Origin of the sequence: Methylobacterium sp. yr668, from assembly GCF_900116245.1 — a bacterium.
Lineage (GTDB): Bacteria > Pseudomonadota > Alphaproteobacteria > Rhizobiales > Beijerinckiaceae > Methylobacterium.
The window spans coordinates 164407-182925 of record NZ_FOZY01000005.1 but is presented as its reverse complement, the minus strand read 5'-3'; the positions used below and the strand labels follow the sequence as shown (position 1 = coordinate 182925).

20 protein-coding genes are annotated in these 18519 nt (G+C 72.2%); 11 read left to right on the top strand and 9 right to left on the bottom strand.

Annotation, left to right across the window (positions count from 1 at the left end):
* The first annotated feature begins 59 nt into the window (after positions 1-59).
* The 7 genes from BM419_RS08760 (at position 60) to BM419_RS08730 (ending at position 6416) form a co-directional block, all read left to right on the top strand.
* Positions 60-1316 carry a transglycosylase SLT domain-containing protein gene (locus BM419_RS08760; RefSeq protein WP_091926270.1) on the top strand — a complete coding sequence of 419 codons (1257 nt, stop codon included), beginning with the start codon at positions 60-62 and terminating at the stop codon, positions 1314-1316.
* Positions 1317-1624: 308 nt separating this feature from the next.
* On the top strand, positions 1625-1861 hold the full coding sequence (locus BM419_RS08755; RefSeq protein WP_020092591.1) for a DUF6894 family protein: 237 nt from the start codon (positions 1625-1627) through the stop codon (positions 1859-1861).
* 128 nt (positions 1862-1989) lie between these two features.
* Positions 1990-3051 (top strand): MBL fold metallo-hydrolase, encoded by a 1062-nt coding sequence (locus tag BM419_RS08750; RefSeq protein ID WP_020092592.1) that lies wholly within the window; start codon positions 1990-1992, stop codon positions 3049-3051.
* Positions 3052-3204: 153 nt separating this feature from the next.
* Positions 3205-4824, top strand: a complete 1620-nt coding sequence (locus BM419_RS08745; protein ID WP_091926211.1) for an ABC transporter substrate-binding protein — start codon at positions 3205-3207, stop codon at positions 4822-4824.
* 98 nt (positions 4825-4922) lie between these two features.
* Complete coding sequence (locus BM419_RS08740; RefSeq protein ID WP_091926210.1) at positions 4923-5168, top strand: hypothetical protein; 246 nt, start codon at positions 4923-4925, stop codon at positions 5166-5168.
* 194 nt (positions 5169-5362) lie between these two features.
* Positions 5363-5776, top strand: a complete 414-nt coding sequence (locus BM419_RS08735) for a CREC-EF hand family protein (RefSeq protein WP_042675620.1) — start codon at positions 5363-5365, stop codon at positions 5774-5776.
* A 325-nt stretch (positions 5777-6101) separates the two neighbouring features.
* Positions 6102-6416, top strand: a complete 315-nt coding sequence (locus BM419_RS08730) for a hypothetical protein (RefSeq protein ID WP_091926209.1) — start codon at positions 6102-6104, stop codon at positions 6414-6416.
* A 57-nt stretch (positions 6417-6473) separates the two neighbouring features.
* Here the strand turns inward: BM419_RS08730 and pcaD are convergent, their stop codons facing one another.
* Entirely contained in the window at positions 6474-7271 is a 798-nt protein-coding gene (gene pcaD, locus BM419_RS08725) for a 3-oxoadipate enol-lactonase (protein ID WP_091926208.1), read from the bottom strand.
* 89 nt (positions 7272-7360) lie between these two features.
* Positions 7361-7633 (bottom strand): DUF2061 domain-containing protein, encoded by a 273-nt coding sequence (locus BM419_RS08720; RefSeq protein WP_091926207.1) that lies wholly within the window; start codon positions 7631-7633, stop codon positions 7361-7363.
* A 206-nt stretch (positions 7634-7839) separates the two neighbouring features.
* Between BM419_RS08720 and BM419_RS08715 the strand changes: the two genes are divergently transcribed.
* Complete coding sequence (locus BM419_RS08715; RefSeq protein ID WP_091926206.1) at positions 7840-8109, top strand: hypothetical protein; 270 nt, start codon at positions 7840-7842, stop codon at positions 8107-8109.
* Here the strand turns inward: BM419_RS08715 and BM419_RS08710 are convergent.
* Positions 8096-8476: a hypothetical protein gene (locus BM419_RS08710; protein ID WP_091926205.1), complete on the bottom strand. Its 381-nt coding sequence runs from the start codon at positions 8474-8476 to the stop codon at positions 8096-8098. The two genes, BM419_RS08715 and BM419_RS08710, sit on opposite strands and share 14 nt — an antisense overlap.
* Before the next feature lie 114 nt (positions 8477-8590).
* Between BM419_RS08710 and BM419_RS08705 the strand changes: the two genes are divergently transcribed.
* On the top strand, positions 8591-9019 hold the full coding sequence (locus BM419_RS08705; protein ID WP_091926204.1) for a DUF1810 domain-containing protein: 429 nt from the start codon (positions 8591-8593) through the stop codon (positions 9017-9019).
* Between the two features lie 4 nt (positions 9020-9023).
* On the opposite strand, the gene BM419_RS08700 is transcribed toward BM419_RS08705, so the two are convergent.
* Both BM419_RS08700 and BM419_RS08695 read right to left on the bottom strand, forming a co-directional pair.
* Entirely contained in the window at positions 9024-11483 is a 2460-nt protein-coding gene (locus BM419_RS08700) for a PBP1A family penicillin-binding protein (RefSeq protein ID WP_091926203.1), read from the bottom strand.
* 160 nt (positions 11484-11643) lie between these two features.
* Positions 11644-12306, bottom strand: coding sequence for an HdeD family acid-resistance protein (locus BM419_RS08695; protein WP_091926202.1), 663 nt, complete (start codon positions 12304-12306; stop codon positions 11644-11646).
* A 194-nt stretch (positions 12307-12500) separates the two neighbouring features.
* On the opposite strand from BM419_RS08695, the gene BM419_RS08690 reads away from it, so the two are divergent.
* Both BM419_RS08690 and BM419_RS08685 read left to right on the top strand, forming a co-directional pair.
* The gene (locus BM419_RS08690; protein ID WP_091926201.1) at positions 12501-13778 is read left to right on the top strand and encodes an HlyD family secretion protein; all 1278 of its coding nucleotides are present in this window, start codon (positions 12501-12503) and stop codon (positions 13776-13778) included.
* On the top strand, positions 13775-15454 hold the full coding sequence (locus tag BM419_RS08685) for a DHA2 family efflux MFS transporter permease subunit (RefSeq protein ID WP_091926200.1): 1680 nt from the start codon (positions 13775-13777) through the stop codon (positions 15452-15454). Before BM419_RS08690 ends, BM419_RS08685 begins: the two co-directional genes overlap by 4 nt.
* Before the next feature lie 68 nt (positions 15455-15522).
* On the opposite strand, the gene rimM is transcribed toward BM419_RS08685, so the two are convergent.
* Genes rimM through ffh form a run of 4 tightly spaced genes read right to left on the bottom strand, consistent with a single transcriptional unit; the run spans position 15523 to position 18504 of the window.
* Positions 15523-16218: a ribosome maturation factor RimM gene (gene rimM, locus BM419_RS08680; protein ID WP_056525985.1), complete on the bottom strand. Its 696-nt coding sequence runs from the start codon at positions 16216-16218 to the stop codon at positions 15523-15525.
* A 12-nt stretch (positions 16219-16230) separates the two neighbouring features.
* Entirely contained in the window at positions 16231-16593 is a 363-nt protein-coding gene (rpsP, locus tag BM419_RS08675) for a 30S ribosomal protein S16 (protein ID WP_020092607.1), read from the bottom strand.
* Positions 16594-16600: 7 nt separating this feature from the next.
* Complete coding sequence (locus BM419_RS08670) at positions 16601-16933, bottom strand: chorismate mutase (RefSeq protein ID WP_012320554.1); 333 nt, start codon at positions 16931-16933, stop codon at positions 16601-16603.
* Complete coding sequence (ffh, locus tag BM419_RS08665; RefSeq protein ID WP_091926199.1) at positions 16930-18504, bottom strand: signal recognition particle protein; 1575 nt, start codon at positions 18502-18504, stop codon at positions 16930-16932. Before ffh ends, BM419_RS08670 begins: the two co-directional genes overlap by 4 nt.
* Positions 18505-18519 lie beyond the last annotated feature (15 nt).

The window sequence follows — 18519 nt, the reverse complement described above, 5'->3', positions numbered from 1 at the left end:
AAAAAACCCGGCCGTCAGAGCCGGGCGGACGCAAGGACCGATCTAGAAGAGGACCGATGATGGGGGTTTTCCCGGAGCCGGCGCGTTGCGCCGACGACGTGAACCGACTCGTGCCGCAGACCCTGACCGGCACGGGGCATTTCGAGGATGAAGCCGTGGCGTGGCTGCCGCGGGCCGGGCGCGACGCAGGGCGCCGGTCACTTCGCCGCACCGGCCTCGGCCGGATCTCCGGGACGCTGGCCCTCGGGCTCGTCGCCGGGTTCGGCCTGCCGCAGGCCGCCTTCGCGCCCGCCTACTTCGCTCCGGCCGCTCAGGCCCACGACCGGGTCGACACCAGCCCGCGCGCCGCTCAGGAGCTCGCTCAACGCGCGTTCGAGCCCGCGGTTCCCGTCGAGGCGCCCGCGGCATCGGCAGAGGCACCGGCACCGGCATCGGCACCGGCGAAGGATGCCTGGAACGGCTTGCCCCTGCCGGAGCAGGAGCCCGCCACCACGGCCCTGATCCAGGACGACCTCGCGGCCCTGCCGCGGGTGACGCAGGAGCAGGACGCGGTCAAGTTCGGCGAGCGCAGCGTGCCGCGCAAGGTGGTCGACACGATCGTCAAGGCCTCCGACGAGGCCGGCGTCGATCCCGTCTACATGATGGCGCTCGCCGACAAGGAATCGAGCTTCGACACCGCGGCGAAGGCCGCGACCTCCTCGGCGCAGGGCCTGTTCCAGTTCGTTGCCCGCACCTGGCTGGAGATGATCCGCGATTACGGCGCGCGCTACGGGCTCGCCGAGGAAGCCGCCGCCGTGAAGGGCCGGGGCGCCGCGATCACCGTGACGGGCAGCATGCGCGCCCGGGTGCTCGGCCTGCGCAACGACCCGCGCGTCGCCGCCCTGATGGCGGCCGAGCTGATCAAGCGCGACCGCGACCGGATCGAGGCCCGGGTCGGGCGCGCGCTCACCACGACCGAGCTGTACCTCGCCCATTTCCTCGGCACGGCGAGCGCCGGGCGCTTCCTGTCGCTCTCCTCCGAGAAGCCCGACGAGGTCGCCGGCCGCGAGTTTCGCACCGCGGCGCGGGCCAATCGCGGCCTGTTCACCGAGAAGACGGGCGGCAAGCGCCGCAGCCTGACCGTGTCAGAGCTGCACGACCGGATCGACGGCATGATCGACCGGCGGCTGACCCGCTATCAGGGCGTGGCGGCGGTCGCCGAGGCGCTCGACAGGGCGCCGGCTCAGAGCGACGTCGCCGCCACCGAGGAGACGGTTCCGGTGGCCGGCAACCGCCGCGTCGAGGTGACGGAGGCGCTGCCGCCGGACGGCGTGTGAGGACCGGATCGCGGCGCCGGCCCGCCTGAGCGGGCCGGCTCGCGGCTTCGGCCCGAAGAATTCGGCCCGCCGGATCCGTCGGACGGGCGGCTCTCCCGGCCGCGTCCGCCGAGGAAGTCTCCCGCGCCGGGCCGCGCCGGCCCGCGGCGTCGCGAAACGTCGGGACGGGGCGGGCGCGGCGCACCGAGGCCGGAAGCGGCTTTCGCCCGACCGTCGAGCGGCCTCAAAGCTCGGCTTTTAAGGCACTGTTAACCATAGCAAGACCAATCCTATCGGCAGACTACTTCTCTTAGAGATGCTTGGCGCCGATGCCCCGCTACTTCATCGACCTGCACGACGGCTCCCAGCCGATCCACGATGAGGTCGGATTCGACCTGCCGGACCTTCCAGCGGCCCGCGCCAAGGTCACCCGGATCATGTCGGCGATCGCCCGCGACATGCTGCCGGAGGTCGAGCGCCAGGATTACGTGGCCTGCGTCCGCGACGGCGTCGGCAAGGTGGTCTACCGGGCGCGCCTGTCCCTCGCTGCCGAGATGGTGGAGTGAGCCGGCGCGCTCCGGCCGCCTGATGCGTCCCTGCAGACGTCGCTGAGACGGCGCCGAAACCGCCCTGAGGCTCCCCGCCGCGCCGCGGCAGTGCTTGACCGGCCCCCGGTTCCGGCCATCTCGGACCCATGAAACGGCGCAGCCTGCTCACGGTCGCGAGTGCGGCCACGGTCATGACGCTCGGCGGCGTCGGCTACGCCGCGCACCGGCGCGGCCGGAACCCGTACTACCGCGGCCCGACCTCCGACCATTTCGACGGGTTGCGGTTCTTCCTGCCCGGTCAGTCCACCGACAAGGCGCTCCCCGACGTGCTGCGCTGGCAGGCCAAGCGGCAGCGCGAGCCCTGGCCCAAGAGCTTCCCCAGCCCCTACCCGGCCGACCGGCCGCCCGAGCGCGTCGAGGGCCTGCGGGTCGTGCTGATCGGCCACGCGAGCTACCTCGTTCAGGTCGCCGGCCGGAACATCCTGATCGACCCGGTCTTCGCCAAGCGCGCGAGCCCGGTCCGCTTCGCCGGGCCGAAGCGCGTCAACCCGCCGGGCATCGCCTTCGCCGACCTGCCGCCGATCGACGCGATCCTGGTCACCCACAATCACTACGACCATCTCGACGGGCCGAGCCTCGCCCGGCTCTGGCAGGCGCACCAGCCGCTGATCGTGGCGCCGCTGGGCAACGACACGATCCTGCGCGGCTACGACGACACGATGCATGTCGAGACCCGCGACTGGGGACAGTCGGTCGATCTCGGCGACGGGCTGCAGGTCCACCTGACGCCCGCGAACCACTGGTCGGCCCGGGGCGTCAACGACCGGCGCATGGCGCTGTGGTGCGCCTTCGTGATCACCTCGCCCCGCGGCGTGCACTACCATGTCGGCGACACCGGTTTCGGCGACGGCGCCCTCTTCTCCGACGTGCGTGCGCGGTTCGGGCCGCCGCGCCTCGCGACGCTGCCGATCGGCGCCTACGAGCCGCGCTGGTTCATGCAGGCGCAGCACGTCGACCCGGCCGAGGCGGTCAAGGTCTTCGGCCTGCTCGGCGCCGAGCAGGCGCTGGGCCACCACTGGGGCACGTTCCAGCTCACCGACGAGGGCGTCGAGCGCCCCGCCGAGGCGCTGGCGGCGGCCCTCGGCGGGGCCGGCATCCCGGCCGAGCGCTTCGTCGCCCTGAGGCCCGGCCAGGTCTGGGAGGCCTGACCCCCAGGCTATCCGGGGAACGCCGGCGGCCATTGGGCACGATGCGTGCATCATTCTGTATGCAGCATGGGGTGGAGGCCCGGTCCGCGCCGCCGCGCGCCCGAGGGCGGGTGCCGTTCCGTGCGGCGCCCGCGCCTTCAGCCGAGAGACACGATGAACCCGATCAAGCCGACACGCCGATCCCTGATGGCCGGGGGCGTCGCCCTGGCGGCGCTGGGGGCGGCGGGCCGCGCCGGCGCGCAGGGCGCGGGCCACGGCACCCTGACCTACGGCATCTCCATGACCGACCTGCCGCTCACGACCGGCCAGCCGGACCGGGGCGCGGGTGGCTACCAGTTCACCGGACTGACCCTCTACGATCCCCTGGTCGCCTGGGAACTCGACGTCGCCGACCGGCCGGGCAAGATGGTGCCCGGCCTCGCCACCGCCTGGGAGGCCGACCCGGCCGACCCCAAGGTCTGGACCTTCCACCTGCGGGAGGGCGTGGCCTTCCACGACGGGTCGGCCTTCGATGCCGACGCGGTGATCTGGAACTTCGACAAGGTGCTGAACAAGGAGGCGCCGCATTTCGACCAGCGGCAGGCGTCCCAGGTCCGCCCGCGCCTGCCCGGCGTCGCGAGCTACCGGAAGGTCGACGCCAAGACCGTCCAGGTCGTCACCAAGACGCCCGACAGCCTGTTCCCCTACCAGATGCTCTGGTTCCTGATCTCGTCGCCGGCGCAGTACGAGAAGGTCGGGAAGGACTGGGCGAAGTTCGCCTTCGAGCCCTCGGGGACCGGGCCGTTCCGGATGGGGCAGCTGGTGCCGCGGGTGCGCCTCGAGCTGCTGCCGAACATCGGCTACTGGAACCCGAAGCGGGTCCCGAAGCTCGCGAAGCTGACCCTCGCCTGCGTCCCCGAGGACCTCGCCCGGGTGAACGCGCTCCTGTCCGGCAGCGTCGACCTGATCGAGACGCCCGCGCCCGACGCGGTGCCGCGCCTGAAGGCCGCCGGCATGCGGGTCGTGGGCAACGAGACGCCCCATGTCTGGAACTACCACCTGTCGATGGTGGAAGGCTCGCCCTGGCGCGACCTGCGCCTGCGCAAGGCCGCCAACCTCGCCATCGACCGCGCGGGCGTCGTCGAGCTGATGGGCGGCCTCGCCCAGCCCGCCGTCGGTCAGGTCCAGGAGTCGAGCCCGTGGTTCGGCAAGCCGGGCTTCAAGATCCGGACCGACGTCGAGGCGGCGCGCAAGCTCGTCGAGGAGGCCGGCTACTCGGTGAAGAACCCCGTGAAGGCCACGGTCCTGATCCCGACCGGCGGCACCGGGCAGATGCTGTCGCTGCCGATCAACGAGTTCGTCCAGCAGAGCTGGGCCGAGATCGGCATCCAAGTGGCGTTCAAGACCGTGGAGCTGGAGGTGGCCTACACGGCCTGGCGCCAGGGCGCCGCGGATCCGAGCCTCAAGGGCGTCAGCGCCGGCAACATCGCCTACGTCACCTCCGACCCGTTCTACGCGATCCTGCGCTTCTACGATTCGCGGCAGATCGCGCCGAACGGCGTGAACTGGAGCCACTACCGCAACCCCGAGGTCGACGCCCTCTGCGACAAGGTGAAGGCGAGCCTCGACGTGGCCGAGCAGAACCGGCTGCTCGCGCGCATCCACGAAATCGTCGTGGACGATGCCGTGCAGGTCTGGGTCGTTCACGACACCAATCCACACGCATTGTCGTCGCGGGTGAAGAACTACGTCCAGGCGCAGCACTGGTTTCAGGACCTGGCGACGCTCGCCTGATCAGCCCGGATCTGCGTCGGCTCCGGGAAGAACGGGAGAACATCGGGAACGATCGGCGCGAGGACGGGTTGGACTCCGAACGCACGAAGGAGAGTCCCATGAAGACCCTGCTTGCCGGCGCCGTCCTGGCCGCCTCCCTGACGAGCGTCGTCCCCGCTGCGGCGCAGCGAATCGATATCGGTCCCGACGGGCCGAGTGTCGACCTGCGCTCCCGCGCCCAGCGGGAGCGCGATTTCCGCCGCGAAGAGTATCGGCGCGACCGCGCCTACGACGAGGATCGTCTCTACCGGCGCCAGCGGTTCGACGACGACCGCCCGGTGACGCGGCGCGGCTACGGATACTGAATCACCGCGCGAATCGCCTGTCGGCGATTGTGCGCTCTCTTCGGGGGTCGGCTCGCGCCGGCCCCTTTTTCTATGCCGCGTCTCCGAAGCGCGACCCGGGACAGCACGCAACCCACAGGGTCGAATTTCGCACTTGCGGCACTGTGAGTCGGAGACTAGGAAGATCGAGCATCAAATTTCGGGAGCATCTGGCAATGACCTCACGTTTCATCAGTGGCTTCGCGGCGGTCACCCTCGCGGTGTGCGGCCTCTCCGCTCCGGCCGCCTTCGCCAAGCCGATGAGCGGGGCGAGCGCCGTCAAGATGATCGACACCGACAACGACGGCACCGTCGACATGAAGGAAGTGGAGGCGGTGGCCTCGGCGACCTTCGACCGTCTCGAGAAGGACGCCGACGGCACCCTCGACGCCAAGGAGCTGAAGGGCCGCCTGAGCGCCTCCGGCGTGAAGCAGGCTGATCCGGACAGCGACGGCACCCTCGACAAGAAGGAATACCTCGCGGCCGTCGGCGAGCGCTTCAAGCTGGCCGACCCGGACAACGACGGCACCCTCGACGCCAAGGAGCTGAACTCCAAGGCCGGCAAGGCTCTCCTGGCCCTCATCAAGTAAAACCGTCCGCGCGCTCCTGATGGAGCGTGGATGAGCGAGGCCTCCGCGGCGCTGACCGCGGGGGCCTTGCTGCGTTCATGGCGACCCTGAACCTTCGCCCGGACGCGCCGATCCATGGGGCCTGCACGTAAAAGTTGTGGATCGCGGCGATTGTTCTGCGGGCTCCGGCCGCTCCCGCGCCGGCGGAACATCCGACACCCCGTCCGACACCCCGTCCGGCCGCCGCGCCGGCTGCGACGCTCGACCGCTCGCCGGGCGCGGTCGGAGGGAGTTGACGGTCCGCAACCTGTAGGTGCACCCTCGAGGTGGTTGAGGGACCAAGACGATGCGGAACGGCTCACCAGAGGACGACGGCAACGCGAGACGCCGCGCGAGACCGGTCGCGCTGACCGAGGGACCGCACGGCGCGGCGGCGGCGGACGGACGCGACCGGATTGCCGGGAGCCGGCCGGAGGGCGCGGACGCGGAGCCGGCGGCAACGCTCGGCGATCTCGGCGACGCCCTGCTCGCGGCCTATCGGCTGGCCGAGCAGGACGGCGACGCGCTGACCGTATCGCTGCTCGGGCAGGCGCTGCTGCGGACCGGGCGGCGCCTGGCGCGCGAGATGTCGCCCGCCGATGTCGGGATCGCCTGCCACTGAAGCGGCCGCGGTCCCGAACACTCGGGCGACTGACGGGACGACGCCGCCGCGGCCCGCCTACGCGCCCGGCGCGGCGCGGTCGAGGAAGGCGCGCAGGTAGCCGCCGACCGCCTCGGCGCGCTCGACGGCGAGCAGGTGCGCCGCCCGGGGCAGCACGACGAGTTCGGCCTGGGCGATGCCGCCGCAGATCTCCTCGGCCATGGCCGGGGGCGTCGAGGGATCGTCGCGGCCGGCGATCACCAGGGTCGGCGCGGTGATGGCTCCGAGCGCCGGACGGAGATCCATGCGCCCGATCGCCCCACAGCACACCGCGTAGCCGGCCGGATCGCAGGCCAGGAATCGCTCGCGGACAGCCCGCACCGTCTCGGGGGCGCGCTCCGCGAAACCCGGCGTGAACCAGCGCCCCAGCGTCGCCTCGACCACGGCCGCCGTCCCCTGGGCGCGCACGGTCGCGGCGCGCTCGTCCCAGCTCTGCAGGGTCGGCAGGAAGGCCGCCGTCGCCATCAGGGTGGCGCTGAGCGCGCGTCCGGGATCGGCGCTCGCCAGCGCCTGCACGGTCATCCCGCCGAGCGAGAGGCCGACGAGATGGGCGCGTCCGATGCCGAGGGCGTCCAGAAGGCCCGAGAGATCGCCGGCCAGATCCGCGATCGCGACCGGCCCGTCGCGCGTCTCCGACCCGCCGTGGCCGCGCGTGTCGTAGCGCAGCGTCCGGTAACGCCCCGTCAGCGCGGGCACCAGCGCGTCCCACATCTCCAGGGTCGCCCCCAGCGAGTTCGAGAAAGCGACGACCGGGGCGTCCTCCGGGCCCTCGAGGTGGTAGCGGAGGCCGAGTCCTCCGACGGTGATCTGCGGCATGCGGCTCTCTCCGGTTCGGGCTCTCGAGGATGTCACGCCGCCGGGCGGCGGGGCGGAGCTGGCGGGCAACGCGGCCTCCCGGACGGATCTCAGGTGCGACCGAGGGGAATCAGGCCCCAGCCGCGCTCGTGGAGGTAGTACAGCACGGTCTTGGTCACGGTCTCGGTCGAGGCGATCGATCCGGCGACCAGCACGCTGCCGGTGAACAGATAGGACAGCAGCAGCGTGTCGAGGCTCCCGACGACGCGCCAGCTCACGGCCTTGGCGATCGAGCGGAGGCGGCTCTCCCCGGCCGGGGGCGCGCGCGTCCGTGTGGGCTCGGGTGCGCGGGCATCGCGGGTTGGGACGTCGTCGGCGGGCATGCGGGCTCCCTGCGGTCGATCCGAAACGCGCGCGGTGACGCGGTCCATTATGGGGCGGCGCACCGGATGCTGCCCCGCCGGATCGCCCGGCGCGCGGATGACGATGCCGCGAGCCCCGCGCTCCGGAGGAGCGTCTTCAACATGGGTCAATGCGCCGGCGGCCGAAACGCTCGACAAGAGCGGTGCGAGCACAGAGGAGACCGGGGATGCACGAGCCTGCGATGGGCGACGCCGCGATCCGACCGGCGGAGTTCTGGGACACGGTCGGCGGCCTCGTGACCGCCAAGGTCGAGCCGGTGATCGGCCGAGCCGACAAGCAGCGTGGTCCCGTCATCGACTACCTGCGCGACCTGGAGGCCCTGGCGCGGCGCCAGTGCTCCAGCCGCGAGACGGTCCAGATCATCGCCTCGGGCCGGCGGCTCCTCGGAGACCGGAGCGAGATCGGGCCGTCGGACGGACCGTTCACCCGCGCCTGAGCTGGGCACCCGGCGGAGCCGCCCGCGCCATCCGCGACCGGACCAGATAGATCGCGGCCGCGACCGCCCAGGCCGCGCAGGTCGGCGCCACCCACTGCTGCAGATTCGGCAGGGACCAGCCGTACAGGAACTCGGCGCCGAGATGCGCCTGAACGGCGTCCCAGCCCGCGTGCTTGAGGACGTGTTCCCGCTGCCCGGCCTCGCGGCCGTAATAGTAGGTCGAGACCACGAGCGCCGCGACGCCTTCCGGTCGGGGACTGCGCAGCAGGATCAGAACGGCCGCCACCCCGGCGGTCTCGGGGATCGCCGTCAGGGCGTGGCTCATCGCCGGGTTCGCGACCATGAAGGCGACGAGCGTTCCGAGCATGGGCGGCGCTTACACCAATCCCGACACGGCGTCAGCGGCACTCCGGACCCGCGCCTGCATCCCCGGCGGGCGCCGCGCGGTTGACGGTGCGGGACCGGAACAACGGAGCCGCGCATGAGCGACACCTACGACCTCGGCCGCTTCGTCGCCGCGCAGGAGGGCGTCTACGGGCGCGCCCTGGCGGAATTGCAGGCCGGCGACAAGCGCAGCCACTGGATGTGGTTCATCTTCCCGCAGATCGCCGGGCTCGGCGCGAGCCCGATGGCGCAGCGCTACGCCATCGGGTCTCTCGCGGAGGCGCAGGCTTACGCGGCGCACCCGGTGCTCGGCGCGCGCCTGCGCGCCTGCACCGCGGCCGTCAACGCCGTCGCCGGGCGCTCGGCCCACGCGATCTTCGGCTCGCCCGACGATCTGAAGTTCCGCTCCAGCATGACGCTCTTCGCCCGCGCCGTGCCGAAGGAGCCGATCTTCGCCGACGCGCTGGCGCGCTACTTCGACGGCGCCCCCGACCCGCGGACGCTGGCGAAGCTCGGGGCAGGCTAGCGCCTCACCGGCCCCACAGCCCGACCCGCTCGGCGCGCGCCTGCTCCTCCGCGCCCAGGAGGTCCGGCGGGGCGTCCTCGGAGGCGCGGGCGCCGCCCGCGGCCAGGATCAGCCCGGCGAGGTCGTCGCCCTCGATGCGGCAGCGGGCCGTGGCCCCGTCGGACAGGCCGGTGCAGACCACCTCGCGGCGGCGCAGGTAGCTGGCGAGCTGGCGGGCGAGATGGCCGCGCTCGCCGACCACGCCGAGGAGGCGCACGACCCGCCCGCGCAGGTTGAGGGTGCCGGTATCGATCACCTCCGGCACGCCGCGGACCTCGCCGGCCGCGACAGGTTCGGCCGCGGGCGCGGCGGCGGCCCGGGCCGGCTCGGCCCGCTCCGCCGAGGGGCGGGCTTTGCCCTTCGCGAGCTTCTCGGCGGCCCGCTGGACGAAGTCGTGGAAGATCCCGGCCGGCATCTCGCCGCCGAACATGCGGTTCATCGGGCTGTCGTCGTCGTTGCCGACCCAGATCCCGACCACGAGGTCGGGGGTCATGCCGACGAACCACGCGTCGCGGAAATCCTGGCTCGTGCCGGTCTTGCCGCCGATGATCTGGCCGGGCACCCGCGCGGCGCGGCCGGTGCCGGATTCCACCACCGCCTGCAGCGAGTCGAGCATCATGGTGCGCGGCTCCTGCGCCAGCATCGGGCCCGGGGCCGCGTCGGTGCGGACGTAGAGCGGCTGCGGCGCGGCTCCGCGGATCGCCTGGATGCCGTAGGACTGGAGCGGGGTGCGCCCGGACAGGACCGAGCCGTAGGCGCGGGTCATCTCCAGGAGGCTCACGGCGCCCGAGCCGAGGACGAGGCTCGGCACGTTGGGCAGGTCCGACTGGATCCCGAGCTTGCGGGCGGTGGCGATCACCGCCGGGATGCCGACATCCTGCCCGAGCTGGGCCGCCACGGTGTTGATCGAGAGCGCGAAGGCGGTCCGCAGGGGCACGGGCCCCCGGTAGCGGCCGTCGTCGTTCTCGGGCTGCCAGTCGCCGATCTGGACCGGGCGGTCGACCATCACGGATTCCGGCGTGTAGCCCTTCTCGTAGGCCGTGAGGTAGGCGAGGAGCTTGAACAGGGAGCCGGGCTGGCGCTTGGCCTGGACGGCGCGATTGAACTGGCTGTCCTCGTAGTCGCGGCCGCCGACCATGGCGAGGATCGCGCCCTCCTTCGACAGCACCACCATGGCGGCCTGGCCGACCTTGCGGCGGGCGCCGTCCTTGTCGAGGCGGCGGGCCACGACGCCCTCGGCGAGGCTCTGCAGGTCGAGGTTGAGGGTCGAGCGCACCGTCATGTCGCCGTCGGTGCCGGCGAGGCGCTTCACGTCGCCCGCGATCATGTCGAGGAAGTAGTTGGTGCCGAGCGGCGCCTCGGGGGGCGATTTCAGGGTCACGCTCTGCTTGCGCGCGGCGTCGGCCTCGGCCTGCGAGATCGCGCCGGTCTCGACCATGGCCTGGAGCACCACGTCGGCGCGCTCCTTGGCGCCCCCGAGGTTGCGGGTCGGGGCGAGCTGCGAGGGCGCCCGCACCAGACCGGCCAGCATCGCCGATTCCGGCAGGTTCAGCGCCTTGGCGGGCTTGCCGAAGTAGCGCCGCGCCGCCGCGTCCGCGCCGTAGGCGCCGGCGCCGAAATACGCGGAGTCGAGGTAGCCGAGCAGGATCGCGTCCTTGCTCATGGTCGACTCGACCCGCAGCGCCAGGAAGGCTTCCTGCACCTTCCGCCAGAGCGTCTTCTCCTGGTTGAGGGAGGTCAGGCGGACATATTGCTGGGTGATGGTCGAGCCGCCCTCGCGCACGCCGCCGCCGCGGAGATTGCGCCACGCCGCCCGGGCGAGGCCGCGCAGGTCGATGCCCCAGTGGCTGTAGAAGCGGCGGTCCTCGATCGCCACGATCGCCTGGGCGAGGTGCGGCGGCAGGTCGGCCGCGGTGAGCTTCTGGCCGCGGAAGCTGCCGCGGGTGGCGAAGACCCGGCCGTCGTCGGCCTCGACGGTGATCGCCCGCTGGCCGGTCTCGACCACGGCGCCGCCCAGCGGCGGCAGGCTCACGAAGGCCGCGAACAGGTAGATCGCCAGCGCCAGGGCCGGCAGCAGGACCAACAGGGCGGCGGCGAGCAGGGCCGGGTGCCGGCGGCCGAGGATCGGCCGGGAACGCCGGTTCAGGGCGCGCGCGTCCGTCTCGGCGACGGCGGGCGGGCGCTCCGCCGATGCCCGTCGCGCCCGCGCCGCGCGCTCCGCCGCGCGGGCCGACAGGGCCCGGCCGGCCCGCGCGAGGCCGAGCCCGGCCGCGGCGAGGAGGGTCCGGAGATGGCGCGCGAGGTCGCGCGCGGCCCGCCCGGCCTCCCGGGCGGCGAGCCGCGGGTCCGGGGCGTCGGCGGCGGGGTCCGGCTTCGGCGGTTTCGGCCCGTCGGCCGGGGCGCGTTCCGGCGCGTCGGGCGTCATCGTGGTGGGTGTTCCGGGACCGGCCGATCCGGCCGACCGAGCCTTCTAAGCCGCATCCGTCGCGGTGTCCCGCAGCCGTTGGGTCGCGGGACGGGCGGCGCGTCGATCGCGCCGCCACCGTGTGGATCGGGCCACGGGGCCCGATCCGGTCCCGGCCGGCTCACCGGCCGAGCGGCGCTCCCGGACCGACGGCGCCGTGCTGGGCGCGCAGCTTGAAGGCCAGGATCAGCAGGAGGATGCCGAAGGCGAAGGTGTAGGAGCCGATCCACCACGTCAGCACCAGGGCCGACATGCCCGGGTTGATGAGCAGCGCGAGGCCGAACAGGATCGACACGACGCCGCCGAGGCCCAGCCACCAGCGCCCGTAATGGAGGTGCAGGCGGAAGGCGGCGGCGATCATCAGGCCGCCGGTGACCAGCGCCCACGCGGCGAGCAGCAGCACGAACGCCCAGACGGCCGCGGCCGGCACCAGCACCGCGGCGACGCCCACCACGATGTCGACGAGGCCCTCGACCAGCATGAAGCCCCAGCGCTCGTGGCGTTGCGCGGCCCGGACCGCGCCGACAACGGCAACGACGCCGTCGACGAGCATGTAGGCGGCGAAGAACAGGACCAGGGACAGTACGAAGGCGCCCGGCGCGATGAACGCGATCGCCCCGAACAGGACCGCGACGACGCCGCGCAGTGCGACGAGCCACCAGTTCCGCGCCAGGGCCGCACTCATGGCGTCGAGGCGCGCCGCGCCGACGAGCGGGATGCCGGAGGGGGTGGTCGCGGGGCCGGAACCGGGGCGGTTCGGCGTCGGGGATGGGCTGCTGGTCATGGCGAACTCCTGGGCCTTGAGGCCGGGAACGGCAAAGGTTCCGGGCGCAGAACGCCGCAGTGCGGCATGCGTTCCTAGGCGGGCTGATCCGCGCGTGGAACCTTGGGCCTGCGGCCGGCTTTTGCTGCCTGAGGCGGGCGATGCGACAAGCCCGGTCACCCCCGGGTGGCCGGCCCATCGGGCGACGACTTTCCATGTTCGACGATCAGCGGCACCTCTCCGAGGACGAGGCGCGCCCGCGGCCGGCCGACGGCCGGGCCGTCGCGCGCGAGCGCGACGTGCTCGATCTCAACCGCGCCGCGCCGGCTGCGGACCTCGAGACCGACCGCGAGACCGCGCGCAAGCCCGGCGCGGACGAGGCCGACGGCGCGCCCGAGGCGCGGGACGGGCAGGCCGACGACGACGCGGCGGATTCCGACGACGACTGGGACGAGGCGCGGCGCCCCAACGTCCTGCGGCGCCACCCGCTCGCGTTCCTGCTCGGCGGGCTCGCGGTCGTCGCGCTCTGCGTCGGCGTGTTCTTCTACTGGCTGCTCTACATGCACCCCTACGAGAGCACCGACGACGCCTTCGTCGACGCGCGCAGCATCTCGATCCAGCCGAAGGTCGGCGGCTACCTCGTGGACGTGCCGGTCACCGACAACCAGCACGTCGAGGCCGGCCAGATCCTCTTCCAGGTCTTCCAGCGCGACTACGACATCGCCCTCGACCAGGCGAAGGCGCAGGTCGCCGCCGACGAGGCCGGCATCAAGAACATCGACGCGCAGATCCAGGCGCAGTACGCCAACATCGAGGTGTCCAAGGCGCAGGTCGCCACCGCCGAGGCGGCGCTGAAGTTCGCCCAGGAGGACGCGGCCCGCTACAAGGACCTCGCCGAGCGCGGCTCCGGCTCGGTCCAGCAGTCGCAGTCGGCGACCTCGACGCTGCAGCAGCGGCAGGCGGCGGTCCAGAGCGCCAATGCCAGCGTGGTCGCCGCGCAGAAGCAGGTCGGCTCGCTCCAGGCCCAGAAGGCCTCGACCCAGGCGCAGCTCGGCCGCGACCGGGCGCAGGTCGAGCAGGCCGAGCTGAACCTCGGCTACACGACGGTCCGCGCCGTGCAGGCCGGCCGCGTCGTGCGGCTCACCGGCGGCGTCGGCCAGCTCGCCCAGGCCGGCCAGACCCTGGGGATGTTCGTGCCCGACGACATCTGGGTGACGGCGAACTTCAAGGAGACGCAGATCACCGACATGCGGCCGGGCCAGCCGGTCGACATCGAGATCGACGCGTATCCCGGCCGCAAGATCCAGGGCACGGTGGCCTCGGTGCAGCCGGGCTCGGGCACGGCCTTCAGCCTGCTGCCGGCGCAGAACGCCACCGGCAACTACGTGAAGGTGACCCAGCGAATCCCGGTGAAGATCGTGGTCAAGACCTGGCCGACGGACGTGGCGATCGGCCCGGGCATGTCGATCGTCCCGACCGTCACGGTGCGGTGAGCGCCGTGGCCGGCCGGGGGAGCGCGGCCGCGCCGGGGCGCAGGCCGGGTGCGGGCAAGGCGGCAGGCGGCAAGGCGGCAGGCGGCAGGGCCGCGTCCGGGAAGGCGCCGGGCGGCCACAATCCGTGGCTGATCGCCGGCGTGGTCGCGCTGGCGACCTTCATGGAGGTGCTCGACACCACCATCGCCAACGTGGCCCTGCGCTACATCTCGGGCGGCCTCGCGGTCGGTCCGGACGAGGCGGCCTGGGTGGTGACGAGCTACCTCGTCGCCAACGCGATCACGCTCACGGCGTCGAGCTTCCTGGCCAAGCGCTACGGCCGCAAGGCGTTCTTCATGTGGTCGGTGGCGCTGTTCACCGTCTCGTCGATCCTGTGCGGCTTCGCCTGGAGCCTGGAATCGCTGCTGCTGTTCCGGGTGATGCAGGGGCTCGGCGGCGGCGGCATGGCGCCGCTCGCGCAGTCGATCCTGGCCGATTCCTTCCCGCCGGCGAAGCGCGGCCAAGCCTTCGCGCTCTACGGGGTCGCCATCGTGGTGGCGCCGGTGATCGGCCCGACGCTCGGCGGCTGGCTCTCCGACAACGCCTCCTGGCACTGGTGCTTCCTGATCAACGGGCCGGTGGGCGTGATCGCCCTCGGGCTGATGTACTGGCTGATCGAGGACAGCGACGCGGCCAAGAAGGAGCGCCGCGCCCTGGTGCGCAAGGGCATCCGCTTCGACATCGTCGGCTTCGTGCTGGTCGCCCTGTTCCTCGGCTCGCTGGAGGTGATCCTCGACGAGGGCCAGCGGAAGGACTGGTTCGGCACCTCGACGCTGATGAACGTGTCCGGCGTGCTGATGGTCGTCTCGTTCATCGCCATGATCCCGTGGCTGCTGACCCGCGAGAACCCGGCCGTCGACCTCCGCCTCATCGGCAACCGGCAGTTCGGCTCGTGCTTCCTGGTGATGATGTTCACCGGGGCGATCCTGATCGCCACCACGCAGTTCATCCCGCAGATCACGCAGGAATATTACGGCTACACCGCCACCCTGTCGGGCCTCGTCCTCGGCCCGGGCGGCATCGTCACGGTGGTGATGATGTTCCTCACCGGCCGGATCTCGTCCTACGTCCAGCCGAAATGGCTGATCGCCACCGGCATGACCATCGTGGCGCTGGGCATGTACGACCTGACGCGGATCGACGGCAGCACGACCTTCGCGTTCTTCGCGTGGTCGCGGGTCTATATCGGCATCGGCCTGCCGATGGTGTTCCTGTCGATCACCTCGGCCTCGTACGAGGGAATCCGCAAGGACCAGACCGACCAGGCCTCGGCGCTGATCAACGTCGCCCGCAACGTCGGCGGCTCGATGGGCGTCTCCCTGGCGCAGAACATCCTGGCCTACCGGAGCCAGTTCCATCAGAGCCGCCTCGTGGAGAGCGTCAACCCGGCCTCGCCGGCCTATCAGGAGACCATGCGGCAGGCGACGCAGTACTTCTCCGAGCACGGCTACGCCGGCATCGAGGCCCAGAACCAGGCGACGGCGTGGATCGGGAGCGTCCTCAGCACGCAGGTGGCCTACTGGGCCTATATCGACGTGTTCTGGGTGCTCGGCCTCGTCGCGGCCTGCGCGGTCCCACTGGCCCTGAGCCTGAAGAGCGTCAAGCTCGGCGGCGGGGCGCCGGCCGGGGGGCATTGAGGGCGGTCGCGGCCAGGGCGCCGCCCGGCCTCCGGACGCGCCGCCGGCGCGCGGACCGACCGCCGTCCCTAGCCCGGATCGTCCGCGGGCTTCTCACCCGGCGCTGCGAACAGGTCCTCCGGCGCGACCACGGTGACGCGGCGCTGCGCCACGTCGAGGACCGGCACGAAGGCCTTCGTGAAGGGCAGGAGCGCGGTGGCGCCGCCGTTCGGCGAGCGCAGTTCCAGGAGGTCGCCGCCGCCGTAATTCGGCACGGCCACGATCGTCCCGACGAGGGTCCCGGCCTCGTCCACCGCCGCGGCGCCGATCAGGTCGGCGGCGTAGACCTCGTCGTCGTCCTCGGGCGCGGCCAGACGGTCGCGGGGAACGTACAGGGCGACGCGGTTGAGCGCCTCCGCGGCGCTGCGGCCCGAGACGCCCTTGACCCGGGCGATCAGCATGTCGGGCGACGGGCCGGGGGCGGGACGCACGTCGGCGAGCGTCAGCGTCCGGCCGTCGGCCGTCTGGAGCGTTCCGTAGCCGGCGATCGCCTGCGGATCGCCGGTGTAGGATTTGAGCCGGACCTCGCCGGTGAGGCCGTGCGCCCGCCCGAACTCGCCCAGCAGGACGAGGTTCGGATCGGGCGGCGCGGGCCGGGGCGCCGGCTTGGGGGCCGGCGCCTTGGGCGAGGTCGCCGCATCGGGCGCGATCTTGCCGATCGCCGAGCTCGTGCGGCCTCGGCGGCCGCCGTCGCGGGAGGTGGGACCTGCGGGGCGGCGCGCCATGACCGGTGCGCCTTACGCGGCGGCGTCCTCGGCGGGAGCGGCGGCCTTCTCGGCGCGCTTGGCGGCGCGCTCCTTGGCCTTCTCGCCCGGCTCGGCCTTCTGCGGGTTGTTGCGGGTCGGGCGCTTGGCGAGGCCGGCCTGGTCGAGGAAGCGCAGGACGCGGTCGGTCGGCTGCGCGCCCTTGGCGAGCCAGCTCTGGATCTTCTCGTTGTCGAGCACGATGCGGGCCGGATCGTCCTTGGCCTTCATCGGGTCGTAGGCGCCGACCTTGTCGATGAAGCGGCCGTCGCGCGGGGCGCGGGCGTCGGCGACGACGATGCGGTAGTAGGGGCGCTTCTTGGCGCCGCCGCGGGTGAGACGGATCTTGAGGGCCATGGTCTGACTACTTTCGCTGTTGCTCGATCTGGGACTCGTGGTCCGCCTTGATCGATTGGTGGTGCCGAATGACTTCCTTGACCACGAAGGCCAGAAACTTCTCGGCGAAGTCGGGGTCGAGCTTGGCCTCGACCGCGAGCTTGCGGAGCCGGGCGACCTGACGGGCCTCCCGGTCCGGATCGGAAGGGGGGATCCCCTTTCGGGCCTTGAGCTCGCCGACCCGCTGCGTGCAGCGGAAACGCTCGGCGAGGAGGTGGATCAGCGCCGCATCGAAATTGTCGATGCTGTCCCGCAGGCGCGCGAGTTCGGGATCGACGGCCTGGGCCGCGAGCACGCTCATTTCTTCTTCCCCGGCATGAACCCACCGAGACCCGGCAGCTTCGGACCGCCGAGGCCCGGAAGTCCGGGAAGCTTGGGCATCCCGCCCCCGCCCAGTCCCGGCGGCATCGGCGGCAGCTTGCCGCCGAACTGCTTCTCGAGCTGCGCGATCTGCTCCGGCGTCGGCTCCGGCATGCCGGGCGGGAGACCGGGCATTCCACCGCCCATGCCACCGCCCATCCCGCCGCCGCCCAGGCCGAACATCGAGCCGAGCGCCTGCCCGATCCCGCGCTTGCCCTGGCCCATCGCCTTCATCATGTCGGCCATGGTCCGGTGCATCTTCAGGAGCTTGTTGATCTCCGAGACGTCGACCCCCGAGCCCGCCGCGATGCGCTTCTTGCGGCTGTTCTTGAGGAGGTCGGGGTTCTTCCGCTCCTGCGGGGTCATCGACGAGATGATCGCCCGCTGGCGCTTGAACATCTTCTCGTCGAGGTTGGCGCCCTCGACCTGCTTCTTGATCTGGCCCATCCCGGGCAGCATGCCCATCAGGCCGCCGATACCGCCCATCTTCTCCATCTGGGCGAGCTGCATGGACAAGTCTTCGAGGTCGAACTTGCCCTTGCGCATCTTCTCCGCGGTGCGGAGCGCCTGCTCGTGGTCGATGGTCTCGGCGGCCTTCTCGACGAGCGAGACGATGTCGCCCATGCCGAGGATGCGGTTGGCCACGCGGGCCGGGTGGAACTCCTCCAGCGCGTCGACCTTCTCGCCGACGCCGACGAGCTTGATCGGCTTGCCGGTGACGGCGCGCATCGACAGCGCCGCGCCGCCGCGGGAATCGCCGTCCATGCGGGTCAGCACGATGCCGGTGACGCCGAGCCGCTGGTCGAAGGCGCGGGCGGTGTTGACCGCGTCCTGGCCGGTGAGCGCGTCGGCGACGAGCAGCACCTCGTGGGGCCTCGTCGCGGCCTTCACCTCGGCGGCCTCGGCCATCAGGCCCTCGTCCACCGTGGTGCGGCCGGCGGTGTCGAGCATCACCACGTCGAAGCCGCCGAAGCGGGCCGCGTCCATGGCGCGCTTGGCGATCTGCACCGCCGACTGGCCGGCGATGATCGGCAGGCTCTCCACGCCGACCTGCTTGGCCAGCACCGCGAGCTGCTCCATGGCGGCCGGGCGGCGGGTGTCGAGCGAGGCGAGCAGGACCTTGCGCTTCTCGCGGTCGGAGAGGCGCCGGGCGATCTTGGCGGTGGTCGTGGTCTTGCCCGAGCCCTGCAGGCCGACCATCAGGATCGGCACCGGGGCGGGGGCGTTGAGATCGACGGTCTCGGCGTCGGTGCCGAGCATCGCCACGAGCTCGTCGTTGACGATCTTCACGACCATCTGGCCGGGCGTCACCGACTTGAGCACGACGGCGCCGACGGCCTTCTCCTTCACCCGGTCGGTGAAGCCGCGGACCACCTCGAGGGCGACGTCGGCCTCCAGCAGGGCGCGGCGCACCTCGCGCATGGCGGCGGTGACGTCGGCCTCGGTCAGGGCACCGCGACGGGTGAGCCCCGAGAGGATGCCGGAGAGGCGGTCGGACAGGCCTTCGAACATGTTCCTGACGCCCCG